We start from the raw sequence: 16283 nt of genomic DNA, 5'->3' as shown, positions 1-16283 counted from the left end.
TATGGGGCGATCCGTTACATGCCCGGAATGAGGCGCATGAGACGGCGCGTACGGCGGCGCAGCAACATCCGCTGCCGAGCCGCGTAGTGCTTGTAGACCGCGGCCCGCGCCCGGCGGCGCTGGTCGGCGTCGAGCCCGGCCTCCTCGGCGGCGCGCAGCAGCTCGCGGGTGAAGATCACGTTGGCGAAGACGCCGCGCCAGGTCGGCAGCTCGTGCCGCCTGGACATCTTCAGCATGCGGGCCGGAATCCAGATCCGGGCCGCCAGCACCTCGTTGACGTGCGCCCACGGCCCGGCCAGGGCGTAGCGGGCCGCCGCCAGCTCGTCCTCGCGCACCAGGATCGGCCGCGGGATGCTCACCGCCACGTCGCGCCGCATGAGCCCGTAGAGCGGGTCGATGATCGTGTAGCTCTCGGTCAGCAGCCGCAGAAGCTCGGCGAAGCGCTCGACCGGGTCGTCGGAACCCAGCTCGGTGCCCTCGTAGCGGGCCGTGGTGGTCACGCCTTCCGTGGTGTACGCGGTCTGGTGCGTCACCAGGATGACCCGCGGGTCACGCTCGAACTCGCGCAGCACGCGTGAGACGTAGTTCGGCTCGATCCGGTCGTCGTCGCCGATCCAGCGGAAGTACTCGCCCGTCGACAGCTCCATCGCGGTCATGAAGTTGGGGATGGTCCCCAGGTTGCGCGGCTGGCGGTGGTACAGCACGCGCTCGTCGGCCGCCGCCAGCTCGCGGCAGATCTCCTGTGTGCCGTCCGTGGAGGCGTTGTCGGAGATGACCAGCTGGATGTCGGTGTGATCCTGAGCCAGGATCGATCGCACGGTCTCGGCCAGATGCTCGGCGCCGTTGTAGACGGGCAGGCCGATGGAGACGGTCATGACGCGACTTCCTTCTTCCCGAAAGAGGGCATCTTCCTGAGAACGGGCACGACGACAAGGGTGTACACGAGCATGGCGGCGCCGCCCGCGGTGATCAGCTCGACCACCGCCGGAGCACTCACCAGGCGCTCGATCACGTACGCGGTGGCGGTGGCGAGCACAGCCGCGAGCGTCGGACGCAGCAGCGACGGCAGGACGCCGTGCAGGTCCACGCCCGCTCTGCGCAGGAAGAACACGGCCAGCGGCATCGCCGCGGCGACCGAGGCGATCGCCTGGCCGATGGCCGCGCCCCGGATCCCGTCCAGATGCGCGCCGGCGATCAGCGCGGGCAGCAGCACGAAGGCGTGGCCGAGGTTCATCCAGACCGTCGCCTTGGTGGCGCCCTGCGCGGTGAGGATGTCGTAGGTCAGCGCGACCAGCATCCTGACCACCATGACCACCGCCAGCCAGCGCAGCACGCCGGCCGACTGGCCCCACTTCTCGCCGTAGAGGAGGTCGATGAGCGGGTGCGCGAGGGTCGCCATGATCACGGCGAACGGCAGGATGGCGGTGTAGAGCAGTGGGGTGGCCCGCCGTACCCCGTCGGACAGGCGTTCGCCGCCGTCCTCGGCCAGGCGGGAGAACCCGGGGATGGCCACGTTCCTGATCGCGTTGCCGATCAGGCCGGGCACCCAGCTGGAGACGTTGAAGGCGAGCAGGAAGTAGCCGAGCCAGTCCGGGCCCATGACCGCGCCGACCACGATGTAGCCGGCGTTGAGCAGCACGCTCTCCAGCCCGACGCCCGCCGCGGAGGGCAGTCCGAACTTCATCAGCTTGACCGCGATCGGCCGGTCGAAGGCGATCCTGCCGGGCAGCTTGGCCCAGAAGAAGACGATCACGCCGGTGATGACCGCCGCCACGACCTGGCCCCACGCGAAGCTGTACGCGCCCGCGCCCGCCTTGGCCAGCGAGATGGCCACGGCGGCGTTGGCCACGAAGCCGATCGCGATGGCGGTGGTCAGCTTGTCCTGCTCGAAGCGGCGCAGCATGGCCGCGCTGCGTACCGCGGTGAACGCCTCCACCAGGATGATCGCGGTCAGCAGCCGGACCACGCCGGTGGCCTCCGGCGCGCCGGAGGCGGCGGCGTAGTAGGGGGCGCCGAGCCAGAAGATCCCGTAGAGGATGATCGCCGAGACGAACGAGAGCAGGGTCGCGGTCGGCGTGACGTCTTCGAGCTTGCCACGCCACTGCACGACCGCGGCCATGATGCCGAGGTCCTTGACCGTCATGACGAACGCGGTGGCGGCCATGGCCACCGCGAACACGCCGAAGTCCTCGGGGGTCAGCAGCCGGGCCAGGACCAGGCCCATGGTGAACGACCCGGCCCGGGTGATCAGATTCCCGACCAGACCCCAGCGCAACCCGCGCCCGGCCTGCTGACCTATGGATGTCACTGATACTTCTCGCTCTCGTTGACACGTTCCAGCCAGATCTCCCGCCAGAACGGCACGAACTCCCGCGGGCAGTTGACGCTGTAAGCGCCCGCGCAGACGATGTCCTCGAGCGTGATGCACGGGCTCTTCATGGTCAGCAACTCGCCTGTACGCTCGTCGACGCAGACCTCCACCCGTGAGCGGACCCTGGTCACCTTGCCGCAGTGCCTGGCCATCTCCTCTTCGAAACCCAGGCCCCTGTTGTTACGGTTGGCGTCCAACGTCGCGAGGATGTCGGCCTTCGGCCGGACCCGTACGAGCTCGCCCGGCTTGAGGTCGAGTTCGCCGGACGGGGTGCGCTTGAGCGTGCCCGGCGGCACGAAACCCCAGTTGATGCCGTTCTTGATGCGTAACGGCCGGGGCAGCCGGCGGGAGAAGCGCTGCCAGTGGTTGAACAGGCCGACCGTGATCGTGCGCACGGTCGCGAGCACGCCCGCGTTGCCGGTCTTCACATCGGTCACGTACTGGCCGACGTCGCTGAAGCGCACGCAGGTCGGCGCCGCCCGCAGCAGTTCGGTGGCCTGGCAGGCGAAGCGGTCGGGACCCTTCAGCGTGTTGGCGTCCAGCAGCGGCAGCAGCTTCGGCGCCGGCCTGGCCGCCTCCTCCGGATCCGCGGGCGTGACCTTCTTCAGCCAGTCGTGCTTCCAGTAGATGGAGCAGGCCGTCCCGCACCCGCCGTGCGCGCCGCCGTCGCAGCGCGCCCCGGTCAGATGTACGGCATGCTCCATCCTGCGCATGCGTCCTTTCTCGATCGTGTCGCAGAGCTTGTGCGCCACTTTGTGCACGGTCATGCGCTGCCCGCAGTACTTGAGCATCTCCGGCATGAACGGCAGGCTGTCCAGCTCGCCCCGATCGTCCAGGGTGGCCAGGATCTCTTCTTCGCTCCGAACTTCCACCAGGTCCCCGACCCGGAGCTCCATCACGTCTTCTCCTTCAACAAGCTCGCGCCATGCAGCGCGACAGCGGCCTGGGCCACCGCGGAGAACGGCAGGTTCGCGCGCTCGGCGATGTCGAGCAGGGTGTGTTCGCCGTCGGAGAGGTTCAGCACCCACAGCATCGCCATCTGGGCCTGTTTCGTGTCACTCCTTCCGCCCAGTGACGCGTAGAGGCCTCTCCGGCCTAGTTGCGGCTCGCCGTACGGGCTGAGGTTGAGGTAGGCGCGGTTGCCCTCCAGGACCTCGACCACCTGTTCGAGGGTGTCGAGGGTGTCGGCCATGGCCTCCTCGGTGACGAAGCCCGGGTTGTCGCCCGAGGTGTGGTACTCGGGGTAGCCGGCGTACGGGGTCCTGGTCAGACCGCCGACCGGCAGGTTGAAGCCGGGTGAGCAGTACTGGCGTTCGTCGTAGCCGTAGGGCGAGAAGTCGAGCAGGGTGTGCGGTCGTTCGCGCAGCACGTGGGCGACGGCCCGGTCGATCGGGGCGTCGCCGCGCCTGCTGCGTTTGTACGTGAGCGGGCCGGGGTCGCCGGCGCAGGCCAGGGTGAGGCCGTGTTTGATCCGCTCGGTCCGCCCGCGGTTGCGGGCCAGCCAGGTGATCGCGCCGATGGTGCCTGGCGCGAAGATGAACCGGTAGGTGTGGCGGGGGCTGACCAGGCTCTTCGCCAGCTCCACCGCGACCGCGATGCCGGCCAGGTTGTCGTTGGCCAGCGACGGGTGGCAGGTGTGACAGGAGATCAGCACCTCGTCGTCGATTTCGCCCGGGATGACGTGCTCGGCGTAGGTCAGGCTGCCATCGCTCAGCGTGGAGTCGATGAGCACCTCGTAGGGGCCCTCGTCCATCGCGTCGAGCGTCTCCTGCGTGAGGCAGAAGCCCCAGGTCTGGCTGTAGTAGCTGGTGCGGTAGGGCACCAGGCCGGGCAGCGTGTGCAGCCTCGGGCGCAGCTCCTCCAGCGTGAACGTGCCGCGCACGGGCACGCTGTAGCCGACCACGTGCAGGTTGAGCTCCTGGAAGTCGACCACCTTGCGGCCGGACCGGTCCTTGATCCAGGCGTCGCGGATGTTCCACTCCTGCGGCACGTTCCAGTCGAGCACCTGGGTGCCGGTCGGCACCTCGGAGACCGTCAGCGGCAGGTGTTCGCCGATGATCGCCAGCGTCTCGCGGACGCCGTCGCCGGTGATGCTGCGGCAGATCGGATAAAGGCGCTCGACCAGCTCTTTCACGGGCGCAGTGTCCCGTCCACGGTCCCGGCGCCCTGCCGGTCGGCCAGGCGGGCCAGACGGGTGAAGCGGCGCTCGAAGGCGTGCTTGTCCAGGCCGTGCCGCTGGTAGGCCTCGACCAGCTCGGCGGCTCCCGCGGCCACGGTCCAGCCCGCGTCGAAATCGGGCATGGCCTGCCGGATCCTGGCGAAGTCCACACGGTAGGAGCGCGGGTCGTTGCCCGCCTCGCCGGTGATCGTCAGCCGCGAGCCGGGCACCGCGTCCGCGACCTCCCGCGCGATCTCGGCCACCGTCACGTTGTTGCGCTCGGTGCCGACGTTGAAGGGCTGATCGTGTACGGCCCCGCGCGGCGCGACCAGCGCGAGGGCGAAGGCCTGGGCGATGTCCAGGGCGTGCACCAGCGGCCGCCACGGCGTGCCGTCCGACAGCACGCGCACCTCCCCGGTCAGGAACGCGTGCCCGACCAGGTTGTTGAGCACGATGTCGGCCCGGAGCCTGGGCGAGAAGCCGAAGGCGGTGGCGTTGCGCATGTACACCGGCGAGAAGTCGTCGTCGGCCAGCTTGGCCAGGTCCTCCTCCACCCGCACCTTCGACTCGGCGTACGGGGTCACCGGCTTCAGCGGGGCGTCCTCGTTGACCAGGCCGTCGCCGCCGGAGGCGCCGTAGACCGAGCAGGTGGAGGCATAGAGGAAACGGCGCACGCCGGCGGCCTTGGCGAGTTCGGCCAGCCGTACCGAGGCATGGTGGTTGATGTCGTAGGTCAGCTGGGGCGCCAGTGAGCCCAGCGGGTCGTTCGACAGCGCCGCCAGGTGGGCCACCGCGTCGATGCCCGTGAAGACCTCGGGCCCGGCGTCGCGCAGGTCGACGGTGTGGCCGGGCGGGTCGTCCGGCGCCGGGCCCAGCACGCAGTCGGCGAACAGGCCGGAGTCCAGGCCGGTCACCTCATGGCCGGCCGCGCGCAGGACCGGGGCCATCACGGTGCCCAGATAGCCTTGGTGTCCGGTCAGAAGTACCCGCATGTCAGTCTCCAGCCAGGTCGATCGTCAGCTTGTTCACATGGAAGGCCTCGGCGTAGCGGCTGTTGCACTCGATGCCGCGAAGGCGCATCAGGCCGAGGAAGGCCTCGCGGTCGAACCAGGCACGCCCGCGCTGCGAGGGGTAGAGCAGGTGAAGCAGGTCTATCTTGCGCTCGGCCAGCTCGGGCGCGATCGGATGGTAGGCGTTGGGGCGGCCCATGTCGCCGTCCCACTTGGCGATCTCGTAGCCCAGCGTGAGGTGGTCGCGGAACGTCGTCGGCACGAGCTGGGCCAGGCCCCGGTGGTCCTGGTGGGCGTCGCCCGTCCAGGGGGCCAGGATCAGGTCGGGGTCGGTGGCGGCGCGCAGGTCCTCCAGCGCGTTCTTGGCGCGCTCCCAGTGGGCGGGCAGCCGGCCGTCCGGGATGTCCAGGACGGTGACGTGCACCTCGGCCTCGGGGCAGAGCGCCTTCAGCGCGGCCCGCTCCTCGTCCTCCCTGGAGGTGCCGCCGCCGGACAGGACGAGCGCGTCCACGCGGGTCGCGCCCAGCGTGAGCAGCGTGGCGCCGGCGCCGATCGCGAGGTCGTCGCAATGGGCGCCGAGTGCCACGATCCGCCCGGCTCGGCCGGGCCTGAGTCCGATCATGCTTCCCACAGCGCCCACGGACGCTCGCCCCGGCTCCACGAGTTGTCCAGCTCCAGGCGCTGGTTGACGGTGTCGCTCGGACGCCAGTAGCCGCGGTGCCGGTAGGCCAGGAGGCGGCCGCGCTTGGCCAGCTCCATGCAGCCGTCGGCGACCAGGTCGCCGCCCTCCGGGATGTGGTCGAAGATCTCCTGGCGCAGCACGAAGAAGCCACCGTTGATCCACAGCGGCATCTCGCTGACCGGGGTGATGCCGCCGACCAGGCCCTCCTCGCCCATCTCGATGACGTGGAAGGTGTTGGACGTCGGCGGGACCACCATCATGGACGCGCCCGCGCCGGAGGCGGCGAAGCTGTCGATGATCTTGGGTAGCGGCGCGTCGGCCACCACGTCGGCGTAGTTGGCCAGGAACATCTCATCGCCGTCCAGCCGCTCGCGCACCCGGCGCAGCCGCTCGCCGATCGGCGAGTCGAGGCCGGTGTCCACCAGCGAGATGCGCCAGTCGGAGATGTCCGTCTCCAGCATCTCGACGGTGCCGTCGCGCAGCGCGAACTGGTAGGTCAGGAAGAAGTCCTTGATGTGCTGGGCGCCGTAGCCCAGGCACAGGATGAAGTCCTTGTGACCGAAGTGCGCGTAGTAGCGCATCACATGCCACAGCAGCGGCCGGGGACCGACGAGCTGCATGGGCTTGGGGATGTCGCCGCCCACGCCCTCGTGCCGCATGCGGGTGCCGCGCCCTCCGCAGAACAGGACGACCTTCACTCGACGACCTCCAGCCTGGGGATCGGGAAGACCAGCCGGCCACCCCACTCGCGGACGAAGGAGAGCTGCTCGACCAGCTCGTCACGCAGGTTCCACGGCAGGACCAGCACGTAGTCAGGCCGGTCGGTCTCGATCGCCTCCGGAGGCAGGATCGGGATCCGGCTGCCGGGGGTGAACCTGCCATGCTTGTACGGGTTGCGATCCACCGTGTACGCCAGCAGGTCCGGCCGGATGCCGCAGTGGTTGAGCAGGGTGTTGCCCTTGCCCGGCGCGCCGTACCCGACGACGGTCTTGCCCGCGTCGGCGGCGTCGATGAGGAAGCGCAGCAGGTCGCGCCGGACCTTGGCGACGCGGGCCGCGAAGTTCGCGTACCCGGAGATCTCATGCAGTCCGGCGGCCTTCTCCCGCGCCAGGACGTCCGCCACCCGCTCCGACGGCTCGCCCGACGGCTTCGCCCACAGCCGGATCGAGCCGCCGTGCGTCGGCAGCAGCTCCACGTCCACCAGCGTCAGCCCGCCACTGGCCAGCGCGCGCTGCGCCGAGGCGACCGTGTAGTACTGGAAGTGCTCGTGGTAGATCGTGTCGTACTGGTTCAGCTCCATGAGCGTGAGCAGGTGCTGCACCTCGATCGCGACCAGGCCGTCGTCGGCCACCAGCGCCCGCAGGCCCTGGGTGAACCCGACCACGTCCGGGATGTGCGCGTAGACGTTGTTGGCGACGACCACGTCGGCGGGGCCGTGCTCCTCGCGCACCCGCCGCCCCACCTCGGGCGAGAGGAACTCGGTGAGCGTCGGCACGCCCTTCTCCACCGCGGCCGCGCCCACGTTGGCCGACGGCTCGATGCCCAGGCAGCGCACCCCGCGCTCGACCACGTGCTGCAGGAGGTAGCCGTCGTTGCTGGCCACCTCCACCACGAACGAGTCCGGCCAGAGCGTCAGCCCGTCGACGAAGCGGCGGGCGTGCTCCACCCAGGAGGAGGAGTAGGAGGAGAAGTACGCGTACTCGGTGAAGGTGTCCTCGGGGGTGATCAGCGGCGGGAGCTGGGCCAGCCAGCAGTCCGTGCACACCCGCAGGTGCAGCGGGAAGGTCTGCTCGGGCTGGTCGAGGCGGTCGGCGGTGAGAAACAGCTCGCACGGCGGCGTCGCGCCGAGGTCCACGACGCCGGCCATCGCCCCCGACCCGCACAGACGACAAACGATCATTTCAGCTCACTCCCGCGTGTTCGTCGGACATAGCGGACGGATCGTTACAGCTGCTGCCCGCGGAGTAGACGGTGGTCACTTCGACCTAGCCCTTTCAGGAGTGTTTGTGTGATGCTGCGCCCCATGAAGCCCCTGAGCATCGACGGTGCGTGGGAGTTCACCCCGCGCGTCCACGCCGACCCTCGCGGCGCCTTCCTGGAGGCCTACCGAACCGCCGACCTGCCCAGGCCCTTCGAGACCGTGCAGGTCAACTGCTCGGTCTCCAAGGCGGGCGTCCTGCGGGGCGTGCACTTCGCCGACGTGCCTCCCGGACAGGCGAAATACGTGATGTGCGTGTCCGGCGCGATCCTCGACGTCGTCGTGGACCTGCGCGAGGGCTCCCCGGAATTCGGCCGGTGGGAGGCCGTGCGGCTCGACTCCGACGAGCGCAGGGCCGTGCTCATCGCGGAAGGGCTCGGCCACGCCTTCCTCGCGCTGAGCGAGCAGGCCACGGTGCTCTACCTGTGCTCCTCCGGCTACAACCCGGGCGGCGAGCACGGCGTCCACCCCCTCGACCCCGACCTGGGCATCACGTGGCCGGTCGACGAGCCGCTGCTGTCGGACAAGGACGCGGCCGCGCCCACGCTGAAGGCGGCGCTGGAGTCCGGGCTGCTGCCTTCCTACGCCGCGTGCCAGAAGTTCTACGCGGGACTGCACTGACGACCAGCTCTCGTGGCCAGCACCGGCCAGGCGGCGTGCAGCGCGGCTCGCCAGTCGCGCAGCGGCTCGCCTCTGGTGCAGGCGAGCAGGCTGTTGGCAGGGCGCGCGGCGGGCATCGGGTAGTCGGCCGTGGTGATCGGCCTGACCCGGTCGGGGCTCGTGCCGAGCAGCGTGAAGATCTCGCGGGCGAAGCCGTACCAGGTGGTCTCGCCGGCGCTGGTGCCGTGGTAGACGCCCGGCGGCTGGTCCGACTGGGCCAGCCGGACCAGGTAGTCGGCCAGGTCGGCGGTCCAGGTGGGCTGGCCGCGCTGGTCGTCGACCACGTTCACGAACTCGCGTTCACCGGCCAGGCGGATCATGGTCTTGACGAAGTTACGGCCGGCGGCGCCGTACAGCCAGGCGGTGCGGACCACGTAGTGACCGGCGGCCGCGACCTCGCCGGCGAGCTTGCCGCGCCCGTAGGCGTTGAGCGGATGTGGTTCGTCGTCCTCCCGGTACGGCCGCGCCGACCGCCCGTCGAAGACGTAGTCCGTCGAAAGCTGGACTAATCGCGCCCCGGCCCGCACGCAGGCGTCGGCCAGCACCTCGACCGCCCTGCCGTTGACCGCCATGGCCTCGTCCTCGTGCTTCTCGGCGTCGTCCACGGCCGTCCAGGCGGCGCAGTTGACCACCACTCTGGGCCGGTAGGCGCCGATGAAGTCGCGCACCGCGCGCGGCTCGCACAGGTCGAGGTCGGCGCGGGTGAGCGCGAGCACCGGCTCCCCGGTGAGCGCGATCCGCTCCAGCACGTCGGTGGCGAGCATGCCGCCGCCACCGGTGATCAGCCAGCGCATCAGTCGTTCCACCGGTCCCCGTGCTCGGCGTACCAGCGGACGGTGTCCTTCAGACCCTGGTCGAAGGCGACCTCGGGCCGGTAGCCGAGCGCGCGCAGCTTCGCGTCGTCGAGCGAGTAGCGCCGGTCGTGGCCCTTGCGGTCGCTCACGTACTCGACCATGTCCCAGTCCTTGCCGCAGGCGTCGAGCAGGCGGCCGGTCAGCTCCACGTTGGTCAGTTCGGCGGTGCCGGCGATGTGGTAGACCTCGCCAGGCTCGCCCTTTTCCGCCACGAGCCGGATGCCGGCGCAGTGGTCGCTCACATGGACCCAGTCGCGGACGTTGCCGCCGTCGCCGTACAGCGGGACCTTCTTGCCCTTGAGCAGGTTCGTCACGAAGAGCGGGATGAGCTTCTCCGGGTACTGGCGTGGGCCGTAGTTGTTGCCGCAGCGGGTGATGGAGACGTCCAGGCCGTGGGTGATGGCGTAGGCGCGGGCGATCAGGTCGCCGCCGGCCTTCGCCGCCGCGTACGGCGAGCGGGGCTGCAACGGCGCGTCCTCGGTCCACGAGCCGATGTCCACCGAGCCGTAGACCTCGTCGGTGGAGACCTGGACCACCTTGCGCGTACCGGCTCTGAGACAGGCGTCGAGCAGCGTCTGGGTGCCGAGCACGTTGGTGCGCACGAACTCGGCGGCACCGTCGATAGAGCGGTCCACGTGCGACTCGGCGGCGAAGTTCACCACCAGGTCGTGGCCGGGCACCACCTCGTCGAGCAGGGCGCCGTCGCAGATGTCACCGTGGACGAACGTGTGGCGCACCTCGTCGAGGTTGCGCCGGTCGCCGGCGTAGGTGAGCTTGTCGAGGACGGTGATCTCGGCCCGGTCGTCCACGCACATGCGCGCGTACGCCGAGCCGATGAACCCCGCACCCCCAGTGATGAGGATCTTCACTATGCCGACTTCGTCGTCATCGTGACATTCATGCTGCGCCTAATGGTTCCCTCACTACGTTCGGTCATGGATCTGCACCTTGCTGTGATCGCCCAGCACGAGGCGGTGGGCTCTGGGGGTGTTCGGGGCGGGTGTGACCTGGACGTCGTGGCCGATGAGTGAGGCCTCGATGCGGCGCACGCCCTCGATGGAGGCTCTGGGCAGCACGATGGAGTACTCGATCTCGCTGTCGGCGATGACGCAGTCGGCGCCGATCGAGGTGAAGGGGCCGACGTAGCTGTCGGCGACGCGCGCGCCCGCCCCGATGACGGCGGGCCCGACGATGCGCGAGCGCTCCACGCGGGCGCCGGCCTCCAGCCGCACCCGGCCGATGAGCTCGCTGTCCACGCTCTCCCCCTGTACGGCCGGCTCCATCGACTCCAGGACCAGCCGGTTGACCTCCAGCATGTCCTCGACGTTGCCGGTGTCCTTCCAGTAGCCGGTGACGGTCGTGGACTCGACGTGGTAGCCGCGGTCGATGAGCCATTGGATGGCGTCGGTGATCTCCAGCTCGCCGCGCCAGGACGGTTTGAGCTCGGCCACCGCCTCGTGCACGGCGGCGGTGAAGAGGTAGACGCCGACCAGGGCCAGGTCGCTCTTGGGGTGCTGCGGCTTCTCCTCCAGGCTCTTGACGCCGCCGTCGGGATTGAGTTCGGCGACGCCGAACTGGCGGGGGTCGCCGACGCGGGTCAGCATGATCTGCGCGTCCGGCTTTCTGGCCATAAATCCGGACACGATGTCGTTGATGCCGCCGACGAGGAAGTTGTCGCCCAGGTACATGACGAAGTCGTCGTCGCCCAGGAAGTCGCGGGCGATCAGCACCGCGTGCGCCAGCCCGAGCGGCGCCTCCTGCCGCAGGTAGGTGACCTCCAGCCCGAACGCGGAGCCGTCGCCGACGGCCGCCTCGATCTCGGCGTGCGTGTCACCGACCACGATGCCCAGCTCACGGATGCCCGCCGCGGCGATCGCCTCCAGCCCGTAGAACAGGACCGGCTTGTTGGCGACGGGCACCAGTTGCTTGGCCGAGGTGTGGGTGATCGGCCTGAGCCGGGTCCCCGACCCTCCGGCGAGGACGAGTGCTTTCACGGCTAGTAGGCCCCTTCTCCACGGGTGACGACCGACCAGGTCTTCCAGAGGATCTGCAGGTCGAGAATGAGCGACCAGTTCTCGACGTACCTGAGGTCGAGCCGTACCGACTCCTCCCAGGTTAGGTCGGAACGGCCACTGACCTGCCACAATCCGGTCATACCCGGCTTGACGACCAGGCGCCGGCGGACGTCTATGCCGTATCTGGCGACCTCTTCCGGCAGCGGCGGGCGCGGGCCGACCAGCGACATGTCCCCGGCGACGACGTTGAGCAACTGGGGCAGCTCGTCGATGGAGTATCGGCGCAGGAAGGCGCCCACCCGGGTGATCCGTGGATCGTTCCTAATCTTGAAGAGCACGCCGTCGAACTCGTTCTCGTCGAGAAGCGTGTCCTTGAGTTGCTCCGCGTTTACCACCATGGTCCGAAATTTCAGGACCTTGAAGGTCGTGCCGTCCCTGCCCACCCGCGTCTGGCGGAACAACGCGGGCCCGGGACTGGTCAGCCAGATCGCGAGCGCGATGCCCAGCAGCGGAATCGACAGCAGCAGCACCGCGAGCGCCGCGACCACCCGGTCGAAGGCGTTCTTCACCACCCGCTTGGCCCCGCCGAACTCCGGGTGCTCCACGTGCAGCAGCGGCATCCCGGCGACCGGCCGGATGCTGATGCGCGGCCCGGCCACTTCCATGAGCGCCGGAGCCACGAACAGATCGGTCTTGGCCGTCTCCAGGCTCCACGCCATCCTGCGCAGGGTCGTCCCGTCGAGTTCGGGACAGGCCAGCACCGCGACGGCGTCCGCCCCGACCTTCGCCACGACGTCGGCCACCTCGGTGAAGGAGCCGAGCACCGGCGTCCCCTCGAGATCGGCGTCCATCGCGCCGGGCGGCAGGCACGCGCCCACGACCACCATGCCGTGGTGCGGCTGGCGGCGGAAGGTCACCACCAGGTCGATCACGGCCTCCCGATGGCCGACCGCGATGACGTGGCGCATGTAGTCGCCGACCGCCCGCCTGCTGTGCAGGCGTTTGCGCATGCGGTAGCGGAAGAACAGCGTCGTCATGATGGCCAGCGGCAGCGTGGCCATGACGAAGCTTCTGGCGACGGCCGTCTGGGTGGCGTAGGCGCCGATGGCCACAGCGGCCATCAGCCCGACACCGCCGTTGAACACCGCGCGGAACTCGTCAGTGCCCTCGCCGTGGGCTCGCTGACGGTACGCGCCGCCCAGCATCAGGGCCAGCGGCCAGGCCACCAGCAGCCCGATGCCCAGCGCGAACTCCTCCGCCGGAATGTACGCGCCGAAGCCCAGCCGCACCCCGAACACGAAGGCACAGCAGGCCACCGCACAGGCGACGTCGCCCAGTAATAAGAGCCGTAGATACGCCCGCGTCCAGATACTGGATGCGTGACGCGGCACGGCATGGAGGAGCACGACATCGGACTCCCCTATCCCCACCCTCATAACACCCCACCTGCAACTCTCGGCACCGCAATAACGTGACGTTCCTTGAAGCGCATGGGTTTACCCACATCCCACATGAACTCAAGGGCGGCGGCCCCCACTAAAGAGTAAAGATCGATTCCATGCTGGGGAATAACGCACTATGTCCACAATCGGACGCCGGGGCGCAGATTTCTGACCTTGACGGAACGATCCAAAGATGCAGCGAGGAGCAGGAGAAATGTCTGTTTGACCACTGGAAACCCAGCGATAGCGCCAGAATTCAGGAGCTAGTCATACTCAAGATCTGGCAATGCGGACGGCGGATCCGGACTGCGCCACACGACCACAATCCCGTCCTGCACCGACTCCGCCGCGACGGCCAGTCGATCAAGATCGAAATCCGGCAGATACCGCAGGCGCGCAAGGAACGTCGCATCGGTCGCCGACCTCGGCACGACGCAGCCCTCGCCGTCGCGATCCAGCAAGATGTAGAGGACGTCGGCCCCGGGCTCGGTGACAACCCTCACCTCGACCACGTCCTCCCACGCCAGCGCCTCGACGCTGCCGTCGGCGTAGTGACGGGTGACGCCCTCCTCGGTCACGTACACGTAGGAGTCCGGCATCGGGTTGCCGTGCATGGGCGCGATTCTCGCGACTCGGGGCCTCGTCCCGCAAGGGCCTGCGCTTATAGGTGCTTATGGGACCACCGGCAATCGCGTACCGGCGATCATGGGCTGTCGATGAGCCCCAGGGTGGCCTCGAACGCCGTCACCATCTCCTGCGGCGCCGTCAGGCACCACGCCTCGGCGACCAGCTCCCACAGCTCCTCGGCGTCGATCCGGTCGAGGTGCACGACGACCCAGCCGAACCGCCCCGCGGTGAACTGCACCTCGAACACCTCGGGCCGCTCGGCCACGAGCGCGAGCTGCTCCTCGATGGTGGCCTTGAGCCCGACCGTCTCCGTGCGCTCCCACAGGTAGCCGAACCCGCGTCCGTGGACCTTCACGCTGGTCCACTCGCCGCCGTCGCCGAGCTCGTGCTCGGGCAGCCGCCGCAGCATCTCCAGGAACTCGTCAACGGTTACGCCCATGCCCACAGGTCTAGCAGAGCCGTCCGACATTTGCCGTATCGAAGGTGAGAAGCGGCCTTTGTCTGGCTGAGGTAATGTCTGTCCGGTGCCGGAGCCTCTTGACGACACGGAACTCGATCGGCTGATGGCCGACACCCGCGCGCTGATCGACGCGTTGCGGACGGGTGAGGCGGACGCGGCGCCGTACGGCGAAGGCACGAGCGAGGACGGCCGGGTGCGCGTCACCGTCGGCCGCGGCGCCGTCGAGAGCATCAGGCTGGACCCCCGCCTTCTGCGGCTGCCGCCGGACGAGGTGGCGGAGCTGGTGCTCGGGGCCGTCAACGCGGCGATCGGGCAGGCGCGCGGCGCCCACGGCGCTCCCGACGTCCCCGACCTGGCGGCCATGTCACAGATGTTGCGCCAGGCGCGCGACGAGGCCCTGTTCCAGATGGACACGATCGCCCGCGGCATCGCCTCTGCGATGGCCGAGCTGCATGGCCGTACCCGGGTCGAGGGCGCGGCCGACACGCGCAGCCTCGGCCTCGACCAGCTCCTCGAACTCACCCAGGCCTACCTGGACGTGGCGGCCGAGGGACAGGAGCGGCCGATCGAGCCGCCGCGCGGCGAGGGCCTCGCGCTCGACGGCCAGGTACGCGCGCTCGCGGCCGACGGCCGCCTGGACGCCTTGGAGATCGGGGCGAAGGCGATGTCCGCCGGTACGCACGAGCTGGCCGGGCATCTGCGCACCGCCGTCAACGAGGCGTTCGCCGACCTGCGGGCCCAGCGTGCCGAGAGCGAGGCGGCGGCCGGCCTGCACCGTGAGGACCTCGACCGGCGGGCTCGCCAGCTCCAGGACCTCAGCCTCGACCAGATGCACCGGGCCACGCGGGCGCTGCGCGACATCATGTCCAGCGTCCGGGGTCCGGACTAGGGAGGTGGCCGTGGAAGACAGCCTGCACAGACCCGCTCGGACGTACGGCGCGGCCGGCGAGGTCGGTGCCTCGGCCGACGAGCTGCGGGCGCAGCTGGAGGCCTTCCGCCGCGAGGTCGAAGGCGACGGCGGCGCCCTCGGCGGCGACGACCTCGGCATGCTCATCGGCGCCGTCTACGCGGCCATCCACGAGATGGCGTTCGGCTCCTACAGCGAGAACACCGACGATCTGAAGGCCGTCGCCGCGGACATCGAGACCATGGGGGCGAACCAGCAAATGGGCGAAGAGCTGAATCTCATCGAGATCAACAACGTCAAGAAACTGCTCGGGTAGACGTCATGGGGATGCAGCCCCCGGCCGGGCTCGGCAAGGTCATGTACTCGCTGGGCCGCCACTGGCCGATGACCGACGAGGAGTACCTGTTCAAGATCGGCCTCGCCTGGATGGCGCTGGGCCGGGACATGGGCACGGCGGTGAACAAGAGCGAGACCCCGGCGGCGGGGGTGTGGGCGGAGCAGAAGGGCGACGGCGTCACCGCCTTCCGCCAGGCGTGGAACGCCGGGGACTCCCCTCAGGGCAACCTGCGCGACGGCACGACCGGCGCCGGCGTCATCGGCCTCGGGCTGATGGTCCTGGCCGCGATCGTCCTCATCCTGAAGATCAACTTCATCGTCCAGCTGATCCAGCTCGTCATCCAGCTCCAGATCGCCATCGCCGCGGCCCCGGCCACGATGGGCGCCTCGACGGCGCGCATGCCGATCATCATGGAGATCACCGGGCGCCTGCTCGACCTGTGCGTCACCATCGCGATGAACGGGGTCATCGGCGGCTGAGGCTCAGGGCGCCTGCCCGCTCTCGTAGGCCTCCAGCGCGGACTCGCGGGTGTGGAAGGACGGGAAGTCGATGATCCGCCCGTCCTCGCGCAGCACCAGCAACGGCCCGGCACCGGCCAGACCCTCGCCGGGCTCGCGGGTACGCAGGTAGGACACCGTCGTATAGGTGAACAGCCACCCGTAGGGCTTCTCGATCGTGGCCGCGTCGTCGACGGCGACCTCCTCGGCGCCGTCCAGGTCCGGGAACTCCCTGGCGACGAAGTCGCGCGCGGCGCGCTCGGCCGCCTCTCTGCCGATCATCGA

The 16283-nt window shown here is 69.4% G+C and carries 19 protein-coding genes; 4 read left to right on the top strand and 15 right to left on the bottom strand.

Annotated features, from left to right (window positions below):
- Window positions 1-14: 14 nt before the first annotated feature.
- Genes ACIBI5_RS17185 through ACIBI5_RS17150 form a run of 8 tightly spaced genes read right to left on the bottom strand, consistent with a single transcriptional unit; the run spans window position 15 to window position 8121 of the window.
- Window positions 15-875: a glycosyltransferase family 2 protein gene (locus ACIBI5_RS17185; RefSeq protein WP_397247752.1), complete on the bottom strand. Its 861-nt coding sequence runs from the start codon at window positions 873-875 to the stop codon at window positions 15-17.
- Window positions 872-2308 (bottom strand): lipopolysaccharide biosynthesis protein, encoded by a 1437-nt coding sequence (locus tag ACIBI5_RS17180; RefSeq protein WP_397247750.1) that lies wholly within the window; start codon window positions 2306-2308, stop codon window positions 872-874. Before ACIBI5_RS17180 ends, ACIBI5_RS17185 begins: the two co-directional genes overlap by 4 nt.
- Entirely contained in the window at window positions 2305-3267 is a 963-nt protein-coding gene (locus ACIBI5_RS17175) for a hypothetical protein (protein ID WP_397248029.1), read from the bottom strand. The genes ACIBI5_RS17180 and ACIBI5_RS17175 overlap by 4 nt, the downstream gene beginning before the upstream one ends.
- Window positions 3267-4505 carry a DUF4910 domain-containing protein gene (locus tag ACIBI5_RS17170; protein ID WP_397247748.1) on the bottom strand — a complete coding sequence of 413 codons (1239 nt, stop codon included), beginning with the start codon at window positions 4503-4505 and terminating at the stop codon, window positions 3267-3269. Before ACIBI5_RS17170 ends, ACIBI5_RS17175 begins: the two co-directional genes overlap by 1 nt.
- Window positions 4502-5521 (bottom strand): NAD-dependent epimerase/dehydratase family protein, encoded by a 1020-nt coding sequence (locus ACIBI5_RS17165; protein ID WP_397247746.1) that lies wholly within the window; start codon window positions 5519-5521, stop codon window positions 4502-4504. The genes ACIBI5_RS17170 and ACIBI5_RS17165 overlap by 4 nt, the downstream gene beginning before the upstream one ends.
- A gap of 1 nt (window position 5522) precedes the next feature.
- A complete protein-coding gene (locus ACIBI5_RS17160) occupies window positions 5523-6161 on the bottom strand; it encodes a PIG-L deacetylase family protein (protein ID WP_397247744.1) in 639 nt (212 codons plus the stop codon).
- Window positions 6158-6919, bottom strand: coding sequence for a glucose-1-phosphate cytidylyltransferase (locus tag ACIBI5_RS17155; RefSeq protein ID WP_379639470.1), 762 nt, complete (start codon window positions 6917-6919; stop codon window positions 6158-6160). Before ACIBI5_RS17155 ends, ACIBI5_RS17160 begins: the two co-directional genes overlap by 4 nt.
- A complete protein-coding gene (locus tag ACIBI5_RS17150; protein ID WP_184958545.1) occupies window positions 6916-8121 on the bottom strand; it encodes a class I SAM-dependent methyltransferase in 1206 nt (401 codons plus the stop codon). The genes ACIBI5_RS17155 and ACIBI5_RS17150 overlap by 4 nt, the downstream gene beginning before the upstream one ends.
- Window positions 8122-8244: 123 nt before the next feature.
- On the opposite strand from ACIBI5_RS17150, the gene ACIBI5_RS17145 reads away from it, so the two are divergent.
- A complete protein-coding gene (locus ACIBI5_RS17145) occupies window positions 8245-8820 on the top strand; it encodes a dTDP-4-dehydrorhamnose 3,5-epimerase family protein (RefSeq protein ID WP_397247742.1) in 576 nt (191 codons plus the stop codon).
- Here ACIBI5_RS17145 and rfbD read toward each other — a convergent pair.
- The 6 genes from rfbD to ACIBI5_RS17115 form a co-directional block, all read right to left on the bottom strand.
- Window positions 8802-9653, bottom strand: coding sequence for a dTDP-4-dehydrorhamnose reductase (gene rfbD / locus ACIBI5_RS17140; RefSeq protein ID WP_397247740.1), 852 nt, complete (start codon window positions 9651-9653; stop codon window positions 8802-8804). The genes ACIBI5_RS17145 and rfbD overlap by 19 nt on opposite strands.
- On the bottom strand, window positions 9653-10582 hold the full coding sequence (rfbB, locus tag ACIBI5_RS17135; RefSeq protein ID WP_397247738.1) for a dTDP-glucose 4,6-dehydratase: 930 nt from the start codon (window positions 10580-10582) through the stop codon (window positions 9653-9655). Before rfbB ends, rfbD begins: the two co-directional genes overlap by 1 nt.
- Before the next feature lie 54 nt (window positions 10583-10636).
- Window positions 10637-11707, bottom strand: coding sequence for a glucose-1-phosphate thymidylyltransferase (locus ACIBI5_RS17130; protein WP_397247736.1), 1071 nt, complete (start codon window positions 11705-11707; stop codon window positions 10637-10639).
- Between the two features lie 2 nt (window positions 11708-11709).
- Window positions 11710-13164, bottom strand: a complete 1455-nt coding sequence (locus tag ACIBI5_RS17125) for a sugar transferase (RefSeq protein ID WP_397247734.1) — start codon at window positions 13162-13164, stop codon at window positions 11710-11712.
- A 269-nt stretch (window positions 13165-13433) separates the two neighbouring features.
- Entirely contained in the window at window positions 13434-13784 is a 351-nt protein-coding gene (locus tag ACIBI5_RS17120; RefSeq protein WP_397247732.1) for a hypothetical protein, read from the bottom strand.
- Window positions 13785-13873: 89 nt separating this feature from the next.
- Window positions 13874-14236: an MmcQ/YjbR family DNA-binding protein gene (locus ACIBI5_RS17115; RefSeq protein WP_397247730.1), complete on the bottom strand. Its 363-nt coding sequence runs from the start codon at window positions 14234-14236 to the stop codon at window positions 13874-13876.
- 85 nt (window positions 14237-14321) lie between these two features.
- Between ACIBI5_RS17115 and ACIBI5_RS17110 the strand changes: the two genes are divergently transcribed.
- Genes ACIBI5_RS17110 through ACIBI5_RS17100 form a run of 3 tightly spaced genes read left to right on the top strand, consistent with a single transcriptional unit; the run spans window position 14322 to window position 15980 of the window.
- Complete coding sequence (locus ACIBI5_RS17110) at window positions 14322-15146, top strand: YbaB/EbfC family nucleoid-associated protein (RefSeq protein ID WP_397247728.1); 825 nt, start codon at window positions 14322-14324, stop codon at window positions 15144-15146.
- Window positions 15147-15156: 10 nt separating this feature from the next.
- Entirely contained in the window at window positions 15157-15480 is a 324-nt protein-coding gene (locus tag ACIBI5_RS17105; RefSeq protein ID WP_397247726.1) for a hypothetical protein, read from the top strand.
- A 5-nt stretch (window positions 15481-15485) separates the two neighbouring features.
- Entirely contained in the window at window positions 15486-15980 is a 495-nt protein-coding gene (locus ACIBI5_RS17100; RefSeq protein WP_397247724.1) for a hypothetical protein, read from the top strand.
- A 3-nt stretch (window positions 15981-15983) separates the two neighbouring features.
- Here the strand turns inward: ACIBI5_RS17100 and ACIBI5_RS17095 are convergent, their stop codons facing one another.
- On the bottom strand, window positions 15984-16280 hold the full coding sequence (locus tag ACIBI5_RS17095; RefSeq protein ID WP_397247722.1) for a YrhB domain-containing protein: 297 nt from the start codon (window positions 16278-16280) through the stop codon (window positions 15984-15986).
- Window positions 16281-16283: the final 3 nt, after the last annotated feature.

It is taken from the genome of Nonomuraea sp. NPDC050540 (assembly GCF_044457485.1).
In the GTDB taxonomy this organism is placed as follows: Bacteria; Actinomycetota; Actinomycetes; order Streptosporangiales; family Streptosporangiaceae; genus Nonomuraea.
This window is presented reverse-complemented; position numbering and strand designations above follow the sequence as displayed.